Annotated in this window: 13 protein-coding genes; 8 read left to right on the top strand and 5 right to left on the bottom strand. The window is 47.3% G+C overall.

Translation table 11 applies throughout. The annotated features are described in order from the left end of the window. Positions 1-171: 171 nt before the first annotated feature. From BM293_RS05125 to BM293_RS05135, 3 genes are all read left to right on the top strand, one after another. Positions 172-2421 carry an arginine/lysine/ornithine decarboxylase gene (locus BM293_RS05125; protein WP_093447308.1) on the top strand — a complete coding sequence of 750 codons (2250 nt, stop codon included), beginning with the start codon at positions 172-174 and terminating at the stop codon, positions 2419-2421. 170 nt (positions 2422-2591) lie between these two features. Further along, positions 2592-3953: an ATP-binding protein gene (locus BM293_RS05130; RefSeq protein WP_234968906.1), complete on the top strand. Its 1362-nt coding sequence runs from the start codon at positions 2592-2594 to the stop codon at positions 3951-3953. Then, entirely contained in the window at positions 3950-4669 is a 720-nt protein-coding gene (locus BM293_RS05135) for a response regulator (protein ID WP_093447311.1), read from the top strand. Before BM293_RS05130 ends, BM293_RS05135 begins: the two co-directional genes overlap by 4 nt. On the opposite strand, the gene BM293_RS05140 is transcribed toward BM293_RS05135, so the two are convergent. From BM293_RS05140 to BM293_RS05150, 3 genes are all read right to left on the bottom strand, one after another. Further along, the gene (locus BM293_RS05140; RefSeq protein ID WP_255360083.1) at positions 4666-5913 is read right to left on the bottom strand and encodes a TIGR03862 family flavoprotein; all 1248 of its coding nucleotides are present in this window, start codon (positions 5911-5913) and stop codon (positions 4666-4668) included. The two genes, BM293_RS05135 and BM293_RS05140, sit on opposite strands and share 4 nt — an antisense overlap. Before the next feature lie 89 nt (positions 5914-6002). After that, on the bottom strand, positions 6003-7058 hold the full coding sequence (locus BM293_RS05145; protein ID WP_093447314.1) for an MBL fold metallo-hydrolase: 1056 nt from the start codon (positions 7056-7058) through the stop codon (positions 6003-6005). A gap of 5 nt (positions 7059-7063) precedes the next feature. After that, on the bottom strand, positions 7064-7699 hold the full coding sequence (locus BM293_RS05150) for a TetR/AcrR family transcriptional regulator (protein WP_093447316.1): 636 nt from the start codon (positions 7697-7699) through the stop codon (positions 7064-7066). 439 nt (positions 7700-8138) lie between these two features. On the opposite strand from BM293_RS05150, the gene BM293_RS05155 reads away from it, so the two are divergent. Continuing rightward, on the top strand, positions 8139-9929 hold the full coding sequence (locus tag BM293_RS05155; RefSeq protein WP_093447317.1) for a DEAD/DEAH box helicase: 1791 nt from the start codon (positions 8139-8141) through the stop codon (positions 9927-9929). Between the two features lie 88 nt (positions 9930-10017). Here the strand turns inward: BM293_RS05155 and BM293_RS05160 are convergent, their stop codons facing one another. Continuing rightward, positions 10018-11010, bottom strand: coding sequence for a 2-hydroxyacid dehydrogenase (locus BM293_RS05160; protein ID WP_093447319.1), 993 nt, complete (start codon positions 11008-11010; stop codon positions 10018-10020). Between the two features lie 18 nt (positions 11011-11028). After that, complete coding sequence (locus BM293_RS05165; RefSeq protein WP_200770598.1) at positions 11029-12186, bottom strand: TRAP transporter substrate-binding protein; 1158 nt, start codon at positions 12184-12186, stop codon at positions 11029-11031. 114 nt (positions 12187-12300) lie between these two features. Between BM293_RS05165 and BM293_RS05170 the strand changes: the two genes are divergently transcribed. The 4 genes from BM293_RS05170 (at position 12301) to BM293_RS05185 (ending at position 19445) form a co-directional block, all read left to right on the top strand. After that, positions 12301-13017, top strand: coding sequence for a DUF3581 family protein (locus tag BM293_RS05170; RefSeq protein ID WP_093447320.1), 717 nt, complete (start codon positions 12301-12303; stop codon positions 13015-13017). A gap of 36 nt (positions 13018-13053) precedes the next feature. Further along, positions 13054-14088 carry an efflux RND transporter periplasmic adaptor subunit gene (locus BM293_RS05175; RefSeq protein ID WP_093447322.1) on the top strand — a complete coding sequence of 345 codons (1035 nt, stop codon included), beginning with the start codon at positions 13054-13056 and terminating at the stop codon, positions 14086-14088. Next, positions 14081-17158, top strand: a complete 3078-nt coding sequence (locus BM293_RS05180) for an efflux RND transporter permease subunit (protein WP_093447323.1) — start codon at positions 14081-14083, stop codon at positions 17156-17158. Before BM293_RS05175 ends, BM293_RS05180 begins: the two co-directional genes overlap by 8 nt. A 172-nt stretch (positions 17159-17330) precedes the next feature. Beyond that, a complete protein-coding gene (locus BM293_RS05185; RefSeq protein ID WP_093447325.1) occupies positions 17331-19445 on the top strand; it encodes a TonB-dependent receptor in 2115 nt (704 codons plus the stop codon). The last annotated feature ends 127 nt before the right edge of the window (positions 19446-19572 follow it).

Consider the following 19572-nt stretch of genomic DNA (forward strand, 5'->3'; position numbering starts at 1 on the left):
CAGTTAACCAGAGTTCAATTAATTGCGGTAAATAAGCAGCAACCTACCTAGACTCACGCTAAGTATATTAACGCCAGCTCGAAACTTTCGTATCATTTTTAACGGCGTTTTGTATAATGCTAAGTCAAATATTTGACTATCCACACTCATTGGACAAGGATTAACATAGCTATGAAATTTCGCTTTCCCGTCGTTATTATTGACGAAGACTTTCGCTCTGAAAACGCATCTGGCACCGGCGTTCGTGCACTCGCTGATGCGATAGAATCGGCGGGAATGGAAACCTTAGGTGTCACTAGTTTTAATGACACCGCGATGATTGCCCAGCAACAAAACCGAGCGTCGTGTTTTATTTTATCAATTGATGATGACGAATTTGGCGACGAGGAACTTAAAGACAGTGCCATTGCCAAGCTGCGCCTGTTTGTTGAAGAAATTCGTAACCGTAACTCAGACATACCCATTTTCCTTTATGGCGAAACCCGCACATCACGCCATATCCCCAATGATGTACTCAAAGAATTACATGGTTTTATTCACATGTTTGAAGACACGCCGGAGTTTGTTGCACGTCATATTATGCGCGAAGCACGTGTTTACCTTGATGGTCTTGCGCCTCCCTTCTTCAGAGCGCTGACCGGCTATGCAGCTGACGGCTCCTATTCATGGCACTGCCCCGGCCACTCAGGTGGCGTGGCTTTCTTAAAAAGCCCGGTCGGACAAATGTTCCACCAATTTTTTGGTGAGAACATGTTACGTGCCGACGTGTGTAATGCGGTAGATGAATTAGGTCAGCTCCTCGACCATACAGGCGCTGTTGCGGCATCAGAGCATAATGCCGCGCGTATCTTTGGTGCGGATCATTTATTTTTTGTCACCAACGGCACCTCGACTTCTAACAAAATTGTCTGGCATGCCAATGTCGCAGACGATGACATAGTGGTAGTCGATCGAAATTGCCATAAATCAGTACTCCACTCTATTATTATGACGGGTGCTGTGCCCGTATTTTTAATGCCGACCCGCAACCATTACGGCATTATCGGTCCGATTCCAGAAAGTGAATTCCACCCTGACACCATCAAGCAAAAAATTGCGGCAAACCCGTTGGTCAAAAACCCCCATGCCAAGCCACAAATGCTCACCATTACTCAAAGTACCTATGATGGTATTTTGTACAATGTCGATAAAATTAAAAAAACACTCGGTGAATCTGTTGAGAATCTTCATTTTGATGAAGCTTGGCTACCTCATGCTACTTTCCACGAGTTTTATAAAGGCATGCACGCGATTGGACGCGATACCAATCGCTCGGAAGGCCCCATGGTTTACGCCTGTCAGTCTACCCACAAATTACTGGCGGGCTTAAGTCAAGCGAGCCAAATTTTAGTGCAAGAATCCCCTAAACGGCTTCTAGATCGTGGTCGTTTTAACGAAGCTTACCTAATGCACGTATCCACCAGTCCCCAATATGCCATTATTGCCAGCTGTGATGTGGCGGCCTCGATGATGGAACCACCAGGGGGCACAGCTCTCGTTGAAGAGTCAATTGCTGAAGCACTCGATTTTAGACGTGCCATGCGCAAAGTCGATGAAGAATATGGTGATTCTTGGTGGTTTAAAGTTTGGGGGCCAGACGAACTGGCGGAGGAAGGCGTAGGCGAACGTGATGACTGGGTATTGCGTGCCGATGATCCATGGCATGGTTTTGGGAAACTTGCAGCTAACTTTAATATGCTCGACCCAATAAAAGCGACCATTATTACCCCCGGTCTAGCGGTCAATGGCGACTTTTCAGAGTCAGGTATTCCCGCCGCTATCGTAACGCGATACTTGGCAGAGCATGGGGTCATTATTGAAAAAACCGGCCTCTATTCTTTCTTTATTATGTTTACGATTGGCATTACCAAAGGGCGTTGGAACACCATGGTAACGGCGTTACAACAGTTTAAGGACGACTATGACCGCAACATGCCCTTGTGGCGGGGTTTGCCAGGGTTTATTAAAAAATATCCTCGCTATGAGCGTATTGGTTTACGTGACTTATGTGATGCTATTCACAATATGTACCGCGAAAATGATGTCGCTCGTCTTACCACCGAAATGTACACCTCGCACATGGAACCGGCGATGAAACCGGCTGATGCTTATGCGATGATGGTGCATAACAAAATAGAACGTGTCGAAGTGGGTGATCTTGAAGGCCGGATTACCGCGGTACTACTCACGCCTTATCCACCAGGGATTCCATTATTAATCCCTGGTGAACGGGTTAATCGCACCATTTTAAGATATTTAAAATTTGCACAGGTATTTAACGAACAGTTTCCTGGCTTTGAAACAGATATTCATGGCTTAGAAAAAATTGATAAAAATGGTCAAACCGTTTATGCGATGGATTGCGTAAAACAGGATCTTTAGCATTCCATCTATTTTCTTATTACATAACTTTGGACTAGTTATACTTGAAACGTTTTATAAAATACGAATACATGTCATCCAAGTGGATGACATCCGGAGAAACTCTCAAGCATATGCTAGGCTTTAAACTAAAATTAATTTTAGTCGCGCTCGTTTTTGGGCTTTTTTTAGTGATTGGGACTATTGTCACCAATCACTATATGCTGAAAACCAGTCTCATCGAATATGTTGATCAGCGTGATCAACTCCACTTAGAACGCATCAAAAAAAATCTCCAACACGTCCTGACCCAGCGTGGTGAATCCGACCTATCTCAAATGGATGAGGTCACTTGGAAAAATTTGGTGGGTATTTCAAGCCGAGTTGACTTTGCTGAAACCATGGTTCCCGCGGAGGTGTTTCTTTTTCATCCTTTTTCCGAGTTTAAACGCTTTCATCCCAACTACACTGAACAAAGACTAAGCCTAATGAATACGGGCCGTGAATGTATTTTTGGTAATGAAGCGAGCAATCGCACTTTGTTTCTACCCGTTGAAATTGACAATGAAAAAGTAGGCTACATTGGCTATAGCCATCGCGAAAAACTGACTGAAAGCCTTGATATTCAGCTTGAACAGCGCCAACGTGAACTGATTACCTATAGTGTGGCCTTTCTAGTTCTAATAACAGGCCTGCTACTCCTTCCCATTGCACATTATTTTATTCATCCCATCCTAGCCGTCACCCAAGGTATGCGCGCCTTAACTGCTGGGCGTTTTGATACCCGCTTAAAAGTTAATCGTCGTGATGAGCTCGGCCAGTTGTTACAAGACTTTAACCACCTATCGAAAAGCTTAGAAAAAAATCAACAAAGTCGCAATCAATGGATTGCCGATATCTCACATGAGTTACGCACGCCACTTACCATCATTCGCGGTGATATTGAAGCCATGAAAGATGGCGTTCGACCACTCAACCAACACAGCTTGGACAATTTACATAACGAAGTTATCCACCTTAATCGCCTAATTGATGACCTTTATCAAATCGCATTGAACGACGTCGGTGGGCTGCGCTATCAAATGACCCGGGTTAATTTTACGAGCCTAGTTAATAATGCGCTAGAAAACTTCCGCCCACAAGCAGAAGCAAAAGGCCTCGCCATCCATGCACAATTACCTGAACAGGACTTATTTTTACTGGGCGATAATGATCGTCTACATCAAATGATCGCCAATTTAATTGCCAATAGCATCGCGTATACTGATCAACCTGGTCACATTTATATCAAATTAACCCAAAACAAAAAAGTGTTACACTTGGAGTTAGAGGATACGGCGCCCTCAGTAAGCGAAGAAGCGATGAAACATCTGTTCGAGCGCTTTTACCGGGCTGAAGGTTCTCGCAATCGTCGGTTTGGCGGAGCGGGTATTGGCTTAGCCCTAGTGCAACAAATAGTGCACGCACATCAAGGCGATGTGACCGTATCCGCTAGCTCACATGGTGGATTAAAATTTTACCTAACCTTGCCTCAGGAGGCTTATGCATCATGAATATTCTAATCATTGAAGATGAAAAACGCATTGCCGATTTACTAGAGGATTACCTAAAAGCCGAAGGCTACACGACTCAGCAAATCAATACGGGCGCCAATGCAGTTAATACCATTCGAGAAACGCACCCTGACCTGGTTCTGTTAGATATTATGCTGCCAGAGGTCGATGGCATTAGTATCTGCCAACAAGTGCGCAAAACGTCACAGGTGCCCATTATTATGATTAGCGCCAAAGTTGAAGAAATGGATCGCATTCTAGGATTGGATTTAGGTGCTGATGATTATATCTGCAAACCCTTTAGCCCAAAAGAAGTGATGGCTCGTGTTCGTGCGGTGCTACGTCGCCACTACGAAATGAAACAACCGAGCGAATGGACGTTGGATGAAACACGCTCACAAATTCATTTCCAAGAACAGTCAGTAGCCTTAACAGCCGTAGAATTTGCCTTATTCCAAGTGCTCTTTGAACACCCAGGTCAAATATTTTCTCGCGCCCAACTTATGAACAGGATTTATCAAGACGGTCGAATTGTATCTGACCGTACCGTAGACAGTCATATTAAAAAGCTGCGCCAAAAAATGCATCAGGTTTGGCCGGACACCGATGTCATCCATTCTGTATATGGCATTGGTTACAAATTTGAAGTGCTAGAAGAAGGCGATCCAGGTTTAAACGATCAACAAGCTGATATGGCGAGCGTAGCCGCTGACTAATCTGCTTGCGGTGGCGTAATGGTGATTAACTGTTGCGCCACACAATAAGCTTGTGACAATACCGCCGTTAATAAATAACCACCTGTGGGCGCCTCCCAATCCAACATTTCCCCAATACAATAACACCTTGGTCGACTGACTAACTGGCCAAACGCATCAATGGCATCGAATTTAACCCCACCTGCACTACTAATGGCTTCTGCAATCGGTCTTGTTTTTACCAAATCCAATGGATAGTGTTTAAGCAAGCCTGCTAACTCAGCCGGATTATCGAGCGCCCTATTTAAATCAGTTGTTGAAAACTTTTCACGCAACAAACCCAACCTAATAGCGTCTATACCAGCGCGTTTCAAAAAGTTTGCGACAGACAACTTCCCCCGTGGCTTGCTTAAACGATTAATCAGTTGCGCATGGTTTAAAGCAGGGCAAAGATCTAACCAGGCATCAACTTGTTCTTGCTTTAATAAGGCATCACGGATCACCCTAGATAAACTATAGATTAAACTCCCCTCAAGACCATGCGCCGTAATAAGGCACTCCCCACTTTTTTTCCAAACCTGTTGCTGTGCATCGATGACTGTTAAACAGGTATTTTTAAGTGGCTGACCGGCAAACCTTTCGCTAAACACCGCCGACCAAGCCTGCTCAAAACCGCAATTAGCCGGTAAAAAAGGGCTTAATTGCGCCTGATTAAAATAGCGCGTCCACGCGCCATTTGAGCCTAAATGCGGCCAACTCGCCCCACCCAGCGCCAAAATAACGATATCTGCCGCAATAATCTGCTCACCATCGGGAGTTTTAAATTTTAATAACGGCTGATAAGACGGCGAGTCTTCCCAACCCAGCCATTGATGACGCATCGCAAAATCCACACCCCGCTCACGCAATCGCTTCAACCAGGCACGCAACAAGGGCGCGGCTTTCATATTTTCGGGATAGACCCGCCCCGATGACCCCACAAAGGTATCAATGCCAAAACCCTGTACCCAATCACGCACCTGCTGCGGACCAAACTGCTCCAGCCAAGGTTTAATCTGCGGCGCTTGCGCGCCATAACCGGCCACAAACTGGTCAAATGGCATGGTATGGGTAATATTGAGACCACCCCGCCCGGCTTGCAAAAACTTACGCCCAGCCGAGGGCATGGCATCAAACACCCTGATCTTAAACCGTGGGTCGGTTGCAAGTTGTTCAGCAACCATTAAACCGCCCGGCCCGGCACCTATTACTGCGACCTTGTACAATATGTTAATCTCGATTATCTTGACCTAAAAATGGATCACAAAAAAGCCCCTAGGCAGGGGCTTTTTTGAAGCGCATAGCAGAATAGCAATTAATCAACCGCATCGCCCAAGTCTAAGCCTTTTAATTCACGATAAATATGGCGGGCATTACCGGCAAAGGTCTGTGAAAACACTTCACGATGACTAAACTGCGACTGATCAAGGTTTTCAGCATCACGTTGACTACCACCACGGTCAATAATAGCTTGAATCTCTTGATGCATCCAAGTTAAATAATCATACGTATCTCGCTTGACCGTTGCCATATCGGTGGGCACACCATGGCCTGGCACAATAATCGTACCCTCTGGCGTAAACTCCATAAAACGCTCAAAGGTTTTAACCCAGGCTTGGGTATCTGTATAACTAAACAAAGCTAGCATCCGGCTTTCATAGGCGTTATCGCCTGGGAAAATCACATTGCGCGATGGCACATAGAGCGTGGTCGAACCGGGCGTGTGGCCTTTACCAAAATAATGCATTTGCACGACCTCACCGCCACCGACATCAATATCCATGCGCTCATCAAACACCGTAAACTCATCTGAAATATCATAGGCCGGTGCGGTTAATTGATGCCCCACTGCTCGTGACCAACGATCTTTGATAATATCCCAGCTGGCATGAAAGTCCGCATGGGCCTGACGTTGGGAATAAAAATTACGCACGCCCATGTCATACCAATAGCTTGAACCTAGGTGCGCATGGCCTTGATGATTTTCAACCGCCACCCATCTAACCGGTTTATCGGTAATTTGCTGAATTTGACGATGCAAGGCTTGTGACAAGGCTGGATTGGCACTGCCATTAAATACAAACACTCCATCCTCAAAAATCATAAAGCTGAGGTTATTATTTAAACCATAGTTGGAGGGGTTATGCCAAATCATACTGCCCACCACGGTGTAAACACCGTCAGTCACTTTTTGAGCCTGTGGAATAGTAATACGTGGACCTAAATAACCCGCTTGACGCTCAGCACGCTCAAGCTCTTGCATGTAATGCTGTAAAGCTCTCGCTAAGGGATCTTGCGCTGCCGCTTGCCCTGCTGTTAGCGCGGCCATGCCACCCAGCCCACCTAGAATAAAATCGCGTCGCTTCATCATGATTATCATCCTTTTTTATTGTCGCCATCGTTATTATTGTTTGAATAAGCGATTGCTTGCCAACTCGTCGCAATCAATTCGTCTTGGTATGCTGTTAATGGCTTAGGCAGCACACCATCAATATAAAGCTGCAAAACCCTCAATACGGGCCCAAAGGCGACCGCTGCCATAATAAGCGGGTCTTGCTGCTTTATTTCTTTACGCTCGATACCCTGCGCAATGACATCACGCAACATCATGAACGGCTTGGCTGAACAAGCTGAACGGGTATCGGGCAAAAAATTCTGATGTCGGGCATAGAGTAAAAATGCCATCACATCCGGAAACTCTAGGGCAAATTGAAACATCCAGGCCACCAAAGCACGGTATTGGTCTTTAGCGTGCGAATACTGATCAATAATGATCTGTTGCTGTCGAGAAAGTTCCTCAAACAAACGCACCATTAACTCCTTGGCCAAGCCCTCTTTATCACCAAAATGCTTGTAAATACTGCCAATACTCACCCCCGAGTCCGCGACTAAGTCAGGAACGGAGGTTTTATGAAAGCCCTGCTCTACAAACAGTTTCAACGCGCTATTAAGCACTTTTGTTTGCAGCTTTGAGCCATGTTTGTGTTCAAAAAAACTGTTTGCAACAGTCATAATGTTTCAATCACCACCTTAGAATGAACTTTCATTCTATTTTATTTAGGTTAAAAACACCATCCTGCTTAAGTTCGATTTTCGCTAAAAATACCAATGACACCATTAATAGAATCAATATATTAGTTGCAAGCCGCATAAATTCTGTTATCCTGTGCTAGCTTTATTGCTTTGCTCTCTCATTAGTGACGACTTAATTATCTCTGTATGATTTTACAGATTGATTTCGCTAGACCGAGAGCCATACGGAGCTCGGGAACTTTTTAATGACCAATAAATAGCGTCATTTCTACTTTCTTACTGCATCAGTCCAGCATCGATGTCATCACATCCCAGTGTATAGGTGTGCACACCATCGCCATAGGACTTGTCCAGACCGCCGTTTTTCCGTTGATCTGAGCCATAAGCGTTTTTTCATTAGCACTTAAAGGAAAACCCTATGAGCGACAACACGATTGATATGACATTTGAAGATTTTAACCTTATTCCTCAGGTTTTAAAGGCATTGAAAGATGTGGGTTATGAAACCCCTTCGCCGATTCAAGCCCAAGCGATTCCACCCATTTTAGAAGGCCGTGATATTTTAGGTATGGCGCAAACCGGCACCGGTAAAACCGCCGCCTTCGCCCTGCCATTACTATCACGCGTCGATATTAAAAACACCAACCCACAAATTTTGGTATTGGCACCAACCCGCGAATTGGCTATTCAAGTTGCAGAAGCTTTCCAGAGCTTTGCGCATCACATGAAAGGCTTCCATGTATTGCCAATTTACGGTGGCCAAGAATATGGTGGTCAAATCCGAGCCTTAAAACGCGGCGCGCAAGTCATTGTTGGCACACCTGGTCGTGTGATGGATCACATGCGTAAAGGCACCTTAAACCTTGATAACCTGCAAGCCTTGGTACTAGATGAAGCCGACGAAATGCTACGTATGGGCTTTATTGATGACGTGGAATGGGTATTGGAACAAACACCACAGGACCGTCAAATTGCCTTGTTCTCGGCAACTATGCCTAAAGAAGTACATAAAATTGCTAGCAAGCATTTGAACAACCCAACCGAAGTCATTATCAAACAAAAAACGGGCACCGCGTCAACCATTACCCAGTCTTATTGGTTGGTCAGTGGTTTACACAAGTTAGATGCCTTAACCCGTATCCTAGAAGCGACCGAATTTGACGGCATGATTATTTTCGTGCGCACCAAAACTGCCACCATTGAACTCGCTGAAAAACTTGAAGCGCGTGGTTACGCAGCGGCCGCTTTGAATGGCGATATTGCGCAGAATCACCGTGAGCGTATTGTTAACCAACTCAAAAAAGGCAAAATCGATATCTTGATTGCGACTGACGTCGTGGCACGTGGTTTGGACGTTGAGCGTATTACCCATGTTGTCAACTATGACATTCCGTACGATACCGAAAGCTATGTTCACCGCATTGGCCGCACTGGTCGTGCCGGTCGTTCTGGTAATGCGATTTTGTTTGTGGCACCACGTGAGCGTCGTTTATTGCAGCAAATTGAGCGCGCAACTAATAAAAAGATCGACATGCTAACGCTGCCAAGCACGCAAGACATTAATGATCAACGCGTTGAAAAATTCAAGGCGCGCATTACCGATGCACTAGAACAAGAGGGCTTAGAATTCTATCAACAAATGATTGAAGATTTACAACAAGCCTCGAATGTACCCGCATTAGAAATTGCCGCTGCCTTAGCTAAGCTTGTTCAAGGCGACACGCCTTTCTTCTTAGAAGACAAGCCTGTGCGTCAGGCTAGCTTCCGTGACAATGACCGTGGAAGCCGCGGTGATCGCGACTTTGGTCGTGAGCGTAATGGACGCGGCCGTGGTGAACGCCCAGAGCGTGGAACACGTCGTCCTCGTGTAGACGGCCCGCCTGAGTCTGGCATGAAACGCTACCGGATTAACGTTGGTTTTGCCAATGGTGTTAAGCCAGGCAATATTATTGGTGCGATTGCCAATGAAGCGAATATCAACGGCTCCTCGATCCGTCAGTTAAACATTCAAGATAGCTTTAGCTTAGTTGATTTGCCTGCAGACTTATCGAAAGCGCAATTGGCCACCCTCAAGAAAACTTGGATTTGTGGTCAGGCAGCCGATTTGACTGAAGTTAGAGATACGGGTAGCGCACCAGGCGCACGTCCAAAGTTAAGCCGTAAACCAGCCGGCGCACCGCGTACTAAACGTAGCATGGGTTCAGTCTAAGCAGGCCTGCTAAACTGACCTAATATAAGCAAGCCCCCGTTTCCATTTGGATATCTATTTGGATTCTGGGGCTTTTTTATTGAGACGGTTATTTAAACGGCACTTCGTTGCTCATAGGGCGCTGATATTTAAACGCCATCAAGTTTTCAATGGTCGTTTCAGCAATGTGCTCGAGGGCTTCATGGGTAAAGTAAGCCTGGTGACCGGTCACTAATACATTCGGGAAGGTCAATAAGCGTTCAAAGTAGTCATCTTGTATGATGTCATCCGAATGATCTTCAAAAAACAACGGCCCTTCTTCTTCATACACATCCAAACCCACATACCCGATGTGGCGCGATTTTAAACCCTTAATTAACGCTTTAGTATCAATTAACGCACCACGTCCGGTATTGATAATCATCACACCTTGACGCATCTTAGCAATCGATTCACTATTAATCATCCGCGTCGTTTCCGGCGTTAACGGGCAGTGCATAGAAATAATATGCGCTTGCTCAAACAACGCATCTAACGACACCTGCTCAAATCCCTCTGAGGCACAGGATTCACACAAATAGGGATCATAAACCAACACCCGGCAACCAAACGCCTGTAAGCGTTTAGCGACGAGCAAGCCAATTTTTCCCGCACCGATAATGCCCACGGTTTTGCCATAAAAATCAAAGCCCAACAGACCATTGAGCGAGAAATTTCCTTCGCGCACACGGTTATAGGCTTTATAAATCTTACGGCTCAAGGCCAACATCATCCCAATGGTGTGCTCGGCAACGGCATAGGGTGAATAGGCCGGTACACGTGTTACCTTGATAGCGAGTTTTTTTGCGGTCGCTAAATCGACATTATTAAAACCCGCACAACGTAACGTGACTAGCTCAATACCATAGCCCTTTAGCTGGCTTAACACGGGTTCGCTCAAATCATCATTTACAAAGGCGCTGACCGCTTGAAACCCCTGCGCATAATGGGCACTAGCAACCGTCAAGGGCACTTCTAAAAAAGTTAGATCCACTTCATCATTATCATAATGACCCAATGCGGTTTTATCATAAGGCTTGGTACTAAATACAGCTACTTTCATGATGCGCTCTCCATTTGATTACATATATCGTAAATCTAAAAAGGCTTTCAAGGATTGTTCAGTCCAAGGCGCGACTTGGTCACGAAAAGCCTTCTGCGAAGCCCAAACTTTTTGCGCCAAAGGATCACGCGCAGCCGCCGCTTCAACCACCTCCTCGCTGGTTTGTTTTAAGGCCAGTAACACATCCTGCGGGAATTGACGCAACTGGACACCATGTTGATTCACTAACGTATCCAGCGCCTGCTGATTGCGCGCGGTATATTCTGCCAGCATATTTAGATTAGCGACTTTCATAGCGCTACGCACTATGACTTGCAAATCTGGCGTCAGTTCAGCAAAGGCTTTAGCATTGATCATACATTCCAAGGCTGATCCCGGCTCCTGCCAGCCCGGCGTATAATAGTATTTGGCAACTCGATGAAAACCAAAAGCTAAATCATTGTAAGGCCCGACAAACTCGACAGCATCAATTAAACCCGTTTGCATACCTTGAAAAAGTTCATTACCAGGCAGATTAACCGGTACCGCTCCCACTTTTTCATAGACTTCGGCACCCAAGCCTGGCATACGAATTTTTAAGCCACCCAAATCAGCGATACTCTTTATTTCTCGATTAAACCAACCACCCATTTGGGTGCCCGTATTACCAGCGGCATTGGGTATTAAACCAAAGGGCTGATAAGCTTCTTCCCACAAGGCCATGCCACCACCATAATAAAGCCAACTGTTCATTTCTTCTGCAGTCAAACCCATCGGCACGACGGTAAAGAAATCTGCACTGGGTAACTTACCTTTCCAATAATAGGCGGTCGAATGACCTAATTCGGCTTGGCCTTGGGATACCGCATCAAAGACCTCGAAAGGCCCAACCAACTCTCCAGCGCCAAATACTGTGACCTTTATACGACCACCGGACATCTGCTCAATGAGCTGCGCCAAATTATTCGCACCAGTACCTAAACCTGGAAAGTTCTTCGGCCAAGAGGTCACCATTTTCCAATTAAACACCCGCTCACGATCGAGCGTGACGCCTTGATCACAATCCGCTTGGCAACCACTTAGCCCCGCAGCCGTTGCGACCACCGCACCGGTTAACAAGGCGCGACGCCCGAGCGCACTGGATTTAGTTTGATGATCGATTGAATCTGGCTTGGCCGACTTAACTGGCTGAATCATGCTATTTCCTTTATTTTAGGTAGATTATGCTTACGACTAGACACAAACTAGCTTCCATCGTTAGGTTAAAGTATTATTAAGTTCTTTTATCGCAAATTTTAATCGGATTATGCCATGTTTCTAAGTGATTTTTACCAGACCTGCTCAAGCAGATTAAATTCTTTTGTAATTGAGCCTGAACAAGCCAGTCGTTTTGCCAAACAAGTCGCGGGTGATTTCAATCCATTGCATAATCCAGATTCAAAGCGCTTTTGTGTACCCGGGGACCTGCTATTTGCAGTGAGCTTAAGTCAACTCGGTTTAGCCAAACACATGAGAGTGAAATTTGTAGGCATGTTGAGCGATAACCGCGAACTAACCTTTGTGCCGGAACAAACAGATAATTATCTAATTCAAGACAGTGACGCCAAAACCTTTTTAAGCCTAACCCACCAAGACTGTTTAACGCGAGATTCACAGATTATTGCGCCATTTATTAAAGCCTATGTGGCCTTTTCTGGCGAAAGTTTTCCACATTTGCTGGTTCCGATTATGGCGGAACATAATATTATGATCAATCCAGCTCGCCCGATGGTGATGTACGAAAGCATGGCGGTCAATTTTGACACACAACCCACTCAAAACACCCAACTCGCCTATGCCGGTTATGACATTGATTTACAGGGAAAACGCGCTCAAGTTGCACTCAAGTTTACCATTATGAATGGCGACACTCCGATTGGCCATGGCCACAAAACCATGTTACTCAGTGGCTTGCGGGTTTATGATGCGCAAGCGATGCAACAGGTCTGTGATGATTATGCCCAAATCAAGTCGAGTTATGCGGCATAGTCTATCAACGCGTTATACATAATTTCAGGAGGGGTCATGCGTTGGGTCATTGTGTTGGGCTTTATACTGGTAAATCCACTAACCGTTAGCGCTATTTATGCTAAGTCAGATGAAACTTGGCGCGCCCAAATTCAAACCCAACCCTTGTCCGAGGTGGTCATTGAACGCTCACAAAGCTTTGCCGCCGAGGTCATCAGTCCCAATCAAACCCAATTAGCGAGCGAGCTGAATGCCCGTGTACTGCGGATCTATACGCGCCCAGGCGAACAGGTTAAACAAGGTCAACGGTTAGTTAAACTCGATTGCCAAGACTCCCAACTACAGGCTGAACGCTTAGTGGCGCAACGCCAACAAAATCAAGCCTCACTGAGCCTAGCGCAAAGCACCCAAACACGCTTAGCGCAATTACAAAACCGCGACCTTACCGCAGTGAGCCAATTAGACGAAGTCGCAGCACAGGTGCAACAACTCCAAGCACAAGGCGATATCTTAGCAGTCGAGCAACGACTCAATGCGCGTCAAATTGAACGTTGCACGATTAAGGCGCCGTTTACCGGCAGTGTGCTCAAGCATCATGTCGGTGAAGGCCAATGGGTCAATGTTGGTAGCCCCCTGTTGGAATTGCTACAAACTGAGCAGGCTGAAATTAGCACCCGGCTACCCTTTAGTTGGCTACAGTCTATGGATCATACCAGGCCTGCTGATCTGAGTGCTCGCTTGCAAGTACGCGGATTTGATGACATTGACCTGCAGCTCATTCGCCAAGCACCTCACATTGATCCAAACAGTCGCACGGTGCAAGTGTGGTTTAATGCCCCCGCCGACTTGCCGATTGGCCTAAGCGGACAAGTGCGACTTACCCACCCACAGCCTTTCTTGCCCGCGCAGGTGATTGTGCAACGTGGCCAAGCATTTGGCGTCTTTACCCTAGAAGACAATCAACTGAGGTTTCGCCAGCTGCAAGATGTCCAAGAAGGACGCCCCCATGCGCTGCCCGCCGACTGGCCAGATAACTTATTGATTGTGACCCAGGGCCAGCAGCGCTTAACCCGCGAGCAGGCCAATGATTAAGCGCGTTATCAGCAATGCGGTCTTAGCGAATCTGGTTTTCGCCTTGGTGTTGGTGCTCGGCACCCTGTCCTACTTGGATATGCCGCGTCAAAAAGATCCGACCATAAACTTCAACTGGATTGTAATTGTGACTGCCCTGCCCGGTGCCAGCGCAGAAGACATCGAAACCCGCGTCACCCAACCGCTGGAGGATGCGTTACGCAAACTCAATGATGTCAATTTCGTGTCCAGCACCTCGCGGGTGGGTTTATCCAATATTCTGGTTAGATTTCGTGATTTAGACGATCGCACCTTTGATAAACGCATCAATGATTTACGCCGAGAAATCCAAAACAAACGCCCCGAGCTCCCCGCCGATATTGTAGAGCCGATGGTCATTGAAATTACCAGCGCTAATGCCTATCCTTCGGCCACACTCGTGCTAAAAGGCCAGGCGTTTGATGAAACGCTACGCGCCCAAGGCTTTCAACTTAAACGCGAATTAGAACGGCTGCGCGGCGTCGATCGCATTGATACCATTGGACTCGAAGACCCCGAGCTACAGGTTAGGCTCGATTTTAACCGCCTGGCTCAACTCGGTCTTAGCCCGCCGCTGGTCGCCGACATGATCGCAGCACAGTGGCAGGACCAGGCCGCCGGTAAATTACGCGTCGGCCAAGAACAATGGCTCGTGCGCCACATTGGTCAAGACCCAAACCCGCAAGCCCTCGCACAACTGCCGCTACCGACGCCACAAGGTGATGTGTTACTTGAAGAAGTCGCGGAGATTTTACGGGCGCGCCAAGATACCACGCAAATGGTATCGATGAATGATCAGCCAGCAGTGATGCTAGCAGTCATGAAGTCAGGCACGGCTAATACCCTTGAGTTAGTTGAACGTTTAAGCGATTTTATTGTTGATTATAATCAACAATATGCCGCACAAGGCTTAACCCTAACCCTTGCTGATGACCAAACCCAATCCACCCGTGACGCCATTAGCATGATGCAAACTAATGCGCTACAAGGTTTGACGCTGGTGCTGCTGGTCAGTTGGTTGTTTTTAGGGTGGCGCATTGGGGTATTGGTCGCAATGGCCATTCCTTTCTCGCTAACCGGGGTGTTTATCGTGCTGAATCTGAGCGGCGAAACCCTCAATCTCACGGTCTTATTAGGCATTATTATTGCGCTGGGGATGTTGGTCGATGTGGCGGTCGTCATGATCGAGGCGATGCATCAACAGATGCACCGTGGCCGCAATACACTTGATGCCGCGCTTGAGGCGATGCGCGAAGTGGGCTGGCCATTGATTGCCGCTGTGCTCACGACGATTGCGGCTTTTTTACCGCTGATGTTGCTGCCCGGTATTTTGGGCGACTTCATGCGCATTGTGCCACTGGTGGTCACCATTGCGCTGATTATCAGTCTGATTCAAGCCTTTTGGATGCTCCCGTCTCAAAGCCATGCTATGCATCTTAAAGCCGACCAAAAACATCACCTAACGCCGGGGCGCGAAAGACGCCTAATGAAACTGCGCAACCTCTATGGCCGGGCACTGGTCAAAAGTTTTCGCCACCCCTGGCTGACCATGTTGGTACTGGCAAGCACCTTTGCATCAGCCATTTACCTCGTCTCCTCTGAACGAATTACCACCAACTTTTTCGCCTCCGACACCCTAGATATTTTCTACTTAAATGTCGAACTTCCCACCGGCACACCGATCGACCAAACCCTAGTTAAAACCCGCGAAGTAGAAGGACTTGCGCAGGCCTGGTTACAAGACGGTGAGGGTCGCGCGCTGGTCAGTTATGCCGGACAAATGTTTACCGAAACGGAACCGCTGATTGGTGAAAACCTAGGGCAGGTATTTATTAGCCTGCACCCAGCATCGCAGCGTGAACGAAGTGCCGATACCATCATTGATGGATTGCGTGATCACATCACAGCCAACGCACCGGCACCAGCCGAGGTCGGGGTGCTTAAACTATCCGGTGGCCCACCCAGCTCAAAACCGATTAGTGTCAAAGTACGCGGTGATGATTACACCGAGATTGCGGCTGCCGTAGCTGACTTAACTGCGCTACTCGAACAAATCCCTGGGGTGACTGACATTCAAAATGATGCCACCTTGGGCAGCCCTCAACTGGTAACCCAGCTTAACATGCCAGCGATTCGACAAGCCGGCCTGGACCCCATGACCGTGGTGCGCAGTTTACGTTTATTAACCGATGGAGAAGTGGTCGCACAACTCAATGACCGAGGGGAGCAAGTTGATTTACGCGTCAGAGGCGCTCTTCCCCAAACGGATGATATCCAGGCCTGGTTAGCCACGCAAATCACCAGTCCAAGTGGGCAGCGCATTGCCTTAGCCGAACTAGTGACCGTGGATATCCGCCAAGGGTTTGTGAGTTTGCGCCATCATAACTTCAGCCGTGCAATCACCCTAGAGGCCGATATTGATCGCAGTCAGATTGACACCCTCACAGCCAACGCAAAACTGCAGGCCGCGTGGGACGATATCGCCGCGCAACACCCAGGTATTAATCTTGATTTTTCTGGCGAACTGGATGAAATCAATGAATCGCTGAATGCGATGTTGATGCTGTTTGTAATGGGCGTTGGGCTGATGTACTTGATTTTAGGCGCGCAATTTAGAAGCTATTTTCAGCCCTTTATTATTTTGCTTACCATTCCGATGGCGTTTACCGGTGTGGCCTATGGACTTTGGATCAGCGGTTACCCTTTGAGCTTATATACCCTCTATGGCGTAGTGGCACTCTCAGGTATCGCGGTCAATGCCGCCATCGTGTTAATTTCGGCGGCCAATTCACGCCGTGCCAGTGGCATGTCTAGCTTGCATGCGATTGTCTATGCCGCTCGTCGCCGCTTGGTACCCATTTTAATTACCACCTTTACCACCATGGCCGGCTTAATGGGTTTGGCCATTGGCATGGGCGGCCATTCGCTGATGTTTAGTCCCGTAGCCACCGCGATCGTTTGGGGCATTGGTGTCTCAACGTTACTGACGCTGTTTACGATTCCATTGTTTTATCGCCTTACCGCCAATCGCCCGGCGCTGTTATCTCGTTAAACTCACTTTAAACTCCACGCTACCGCACCAGGCCTGCTTAATTATCAAGCAGGCCACTTACTCACGCCCAAATATAATATTTAGTCTTGACTAAATATTATATTACCACTAATATTATTCAAAATATTTTATAAAAACTTTTTATTAGCAATAAAAAATTTAGGAGTTAACCATGTTTAAAGCCAAGCGAATTGTGCACGCACTAGGCTATCTGAGTGTCAGCAGCAGCCTAGCCCTTCTCAGCCCACAACTATTAGCGAGCACTGATACCGATACTACATTAGAGCGCATCTCGGTCATTCAAACCGGTTCCATCATGAGCCAAACAGAAAGCGAAGTGGTGCGCCCGGTGGCCGTGATTGAAGGCGAACAAATGGAACAGCGTCGCGCCGGTACGATTGGTGAGGCCTTGGATGGCTTACCCGGTATGAGTAATGCAGACTTTGGCCCGGGTGTGGGGCGTCCGGTTATTCGTGGCTTGCAGGGTTCACGGGTTGCAGTATTAGAAGACGGTGCGCGTGTCAGTGATGTGTCCGGCGAAGGTGCCGACCATGCGGTAGCCAGTTCAACCCTGCGCGCCGATTCGGTCGAGGTTATTCGCGGCCCTGCCACCTTACTCTATGGATCGGGGGCAACCGGCGGCGTGGTGAATGTGGTGTCCGGCCGTTTTAGTCCGATTATCGGTGACCGCGCTAACGGTGCGGTGCAGGCGTCTTATGGACTAAATGGCCATGATCGTCGTACCGGTATCGCTTTAGAATTGCCGGTTTTGGGTGAAATGGCGGTTCGTTTAGACGCAGATTATCGCAAAACCGACAACTTCGCTATTAACGGTTTCCAAACAGACGATGGCGAGGGCAAACGTAATGAACTGTTAAACAGTGATCTTGAAAGCCGCAATTTAGCGATTACGGGTGTGTATGTCGGTGAGCGCGGATTTTTGGGCATAGGTTTTAGTCAATGGAATACCGACTATGGAATTCCAGAAGCTGACCCTGATGACTATGATCGCATTGAGGCGGAGTCAAAGCGTTTTGACTTAAAAGGCGAACTCTATGATCCGATGCCAGGGTTTAATACCGCACGTTTTAGCCTCGCTTACACCGACTTTTATCAAGAAGAATGGGAGTATGAAGACGGCAAAAAAGACGATCTTGAAGCCATTTTCAAACAAAAAGAATTCGATTTGCGCTTGGAGCTGACCCATGACCCGATTGCCAATTGGACAGGGGTAATTGGTCTTGATTATAACAACACCAAGTTTGAAGCCGAAGACGACGGTGAAGCCTTTTTTATTCGCCCAAGCGAGCGCAATGCAATTGGTGTGTTTAGTATGCAAGAAAGACCAACGTCTTGGGGGCAATTCGAAGTCGGTTTTAGACTGGGTTACGATCAGGTTAACCCAGAGCGCGTTGATAACAATAAAGTTACAGCAGTTCAGTATCGTGGTGAAACCATCAATTTTGACGTGAACCCAGGCAATCAAAATTATCTGACTACCGGCATTGCTTTGGGTGCGTTATTTAATTTGGATAGTCAGCACAAGTTGCGTGCCGGTATTAGCCGCTCTGAAGCCGCGCCCGGCCCAGAACAGCTTTATGCCTTTGGCCGCCACGGTGCCGCTGGTACTTTTGAAATCGGCAATCCGGATTTAACCAAGGAAACTTTCCTCAACACCGAAGTTAGCTTATTGCGCCAACAAGGCAGTCTGCGTTATGAAGCGACGGCTTTTGTCAATATGGTGGATAACTTTATCTATTACCAAAATGATGTAGATGCAAACGGCAACCCGCGTCGTGTTTCAAGAGATGGTCAAAGTGATGATCCAAACGGTGAACTGCTGGTCTATAACGCTCAAGACGATGCGATTTTTTATGGCGTGGAACTAAGCGGTGCCATCGACCTTGCGACTCAACTGCCACTAACCTTACGCGCCAGCGGTGATTATTTGCGGGGTGAGTTACGTGACGGTGGCAATCTGCCGCGCATGACCCCACCCCGCGTTGGATTAGGGGCGGATACGCGTTGGAGTGACTTTAAATTGAGCGTGGATTACCGTTATCATCTTAAACAAACCCAAACCGCCGAAGCGGAGGAAGCAACCGATGGTTTTGGCACACTTGGCTTTGATTTAGCCTATACGCCTGCGAATATCAAAGACCTGCGTTTGTTCCTACAAGGGCGCAACTTGACCAACGAAAATGGTCGTTTGCATCAAAGCTTCTTTAAAAACGAAGCGCCGATTACCGGGCGTAACTTTACTGCTGGTGTGCGTTACCAGTTTTAGGCATGGCTAGCCGTTTGTTTTATTGATTTAGTTCGTTCCTCTACCAAGTTTTTTCACGACGACTTGGCTTGGCCGCACTCTGCGGCCTTTTTTATTTCCCCGCCAAAACCCATACCCCATCCAAAAA

This window comes from Thiomicrospira sp. ALE5, assembly GCF_900112445.1.
GTDB lineage: Bacteria > Pseudomonadota > Gammaproteobacteria > Thiomicrospirales > Thiomicrospiraceae > Thiomicrospira.

Bases quoted from the DNA above. Each gene is read 5' to 3' on its own strand.
- BM293_RS05135 (WP_093447311.1), top strand. From the start codon at position 3,950: ATGAATATTCTAATCATTGAAGATGAAAAACGCATTGCCGATTTACTA.
- BM293_RS05160 (WP_093447319.1), bottom strand. From the start codon at position 11,010: ATGAAAGTAGCTGTATTTAGTACCAAGCCTTATGATAAAACCGCATTG.
- BM293_RS05170 (WP_093447320.1), top strand. From the start codon at position 12,301: ATGTTTCTAAGTGATTTTTACCAGACCTGCTCAAGCAGATTAAATTCT.
- BM293_RS05180 (WP_093447323.1), top strand. From the start codon at position 14,081: ATGATTAAGCGCGTTATCAGCAATGCGGTCTTAGCGAATCTGGTTTTC.
- BM293_RS05165 (WP_200770598.1), bottom strand. From the start codon at position 12,186: ATGATTCAGCCAGTTAAGTCGGCCAAGCCAGATTCAATCGATCATCAA.
- BM293_RS05175 (WP_093447322.1), top strand. From the start codon at position 13,054: ATGCGTTGGGTCATTGTGTTGGGCTTTATACTGGTAAATCCACTAACC.
- BM293_RS05145 (WP_093447314.1), bottom strand. From the start codon at position 7,058: ATGATGAAGCGACGCGATTTTATTCTAGGTGGGCTGGGTGGCATGGCC.
- BM293_RS05150 (WP_093447316.1), bottom strand. From the start codon at position 7,699: ATGACTGTTGCAAACAGTTTTTTTGAACACAAACATGGCTCAAAGCTG.
- BM293_RS05185 (WP_093447325.1), top strand. From the start codon at position 17,331: ATGTTTAAAGCCAAGCGAATTGTGCACGCACTAGGCTATCTGAGTGTC.
- BM293_RS05155 (WP_093447317.1), top strand. From the start codon at position 8,139: ATGAGCGACAACACGATTGATATGACATTTGAAGATTTTAACCTTATT.
- BM293_RS05125 (WP_093447308.1), top strand. From the start codon at position 172: ATGAAATTTCGCTTTCCCGTCGTTATTATTGACGAAGACTTTCGCTCT.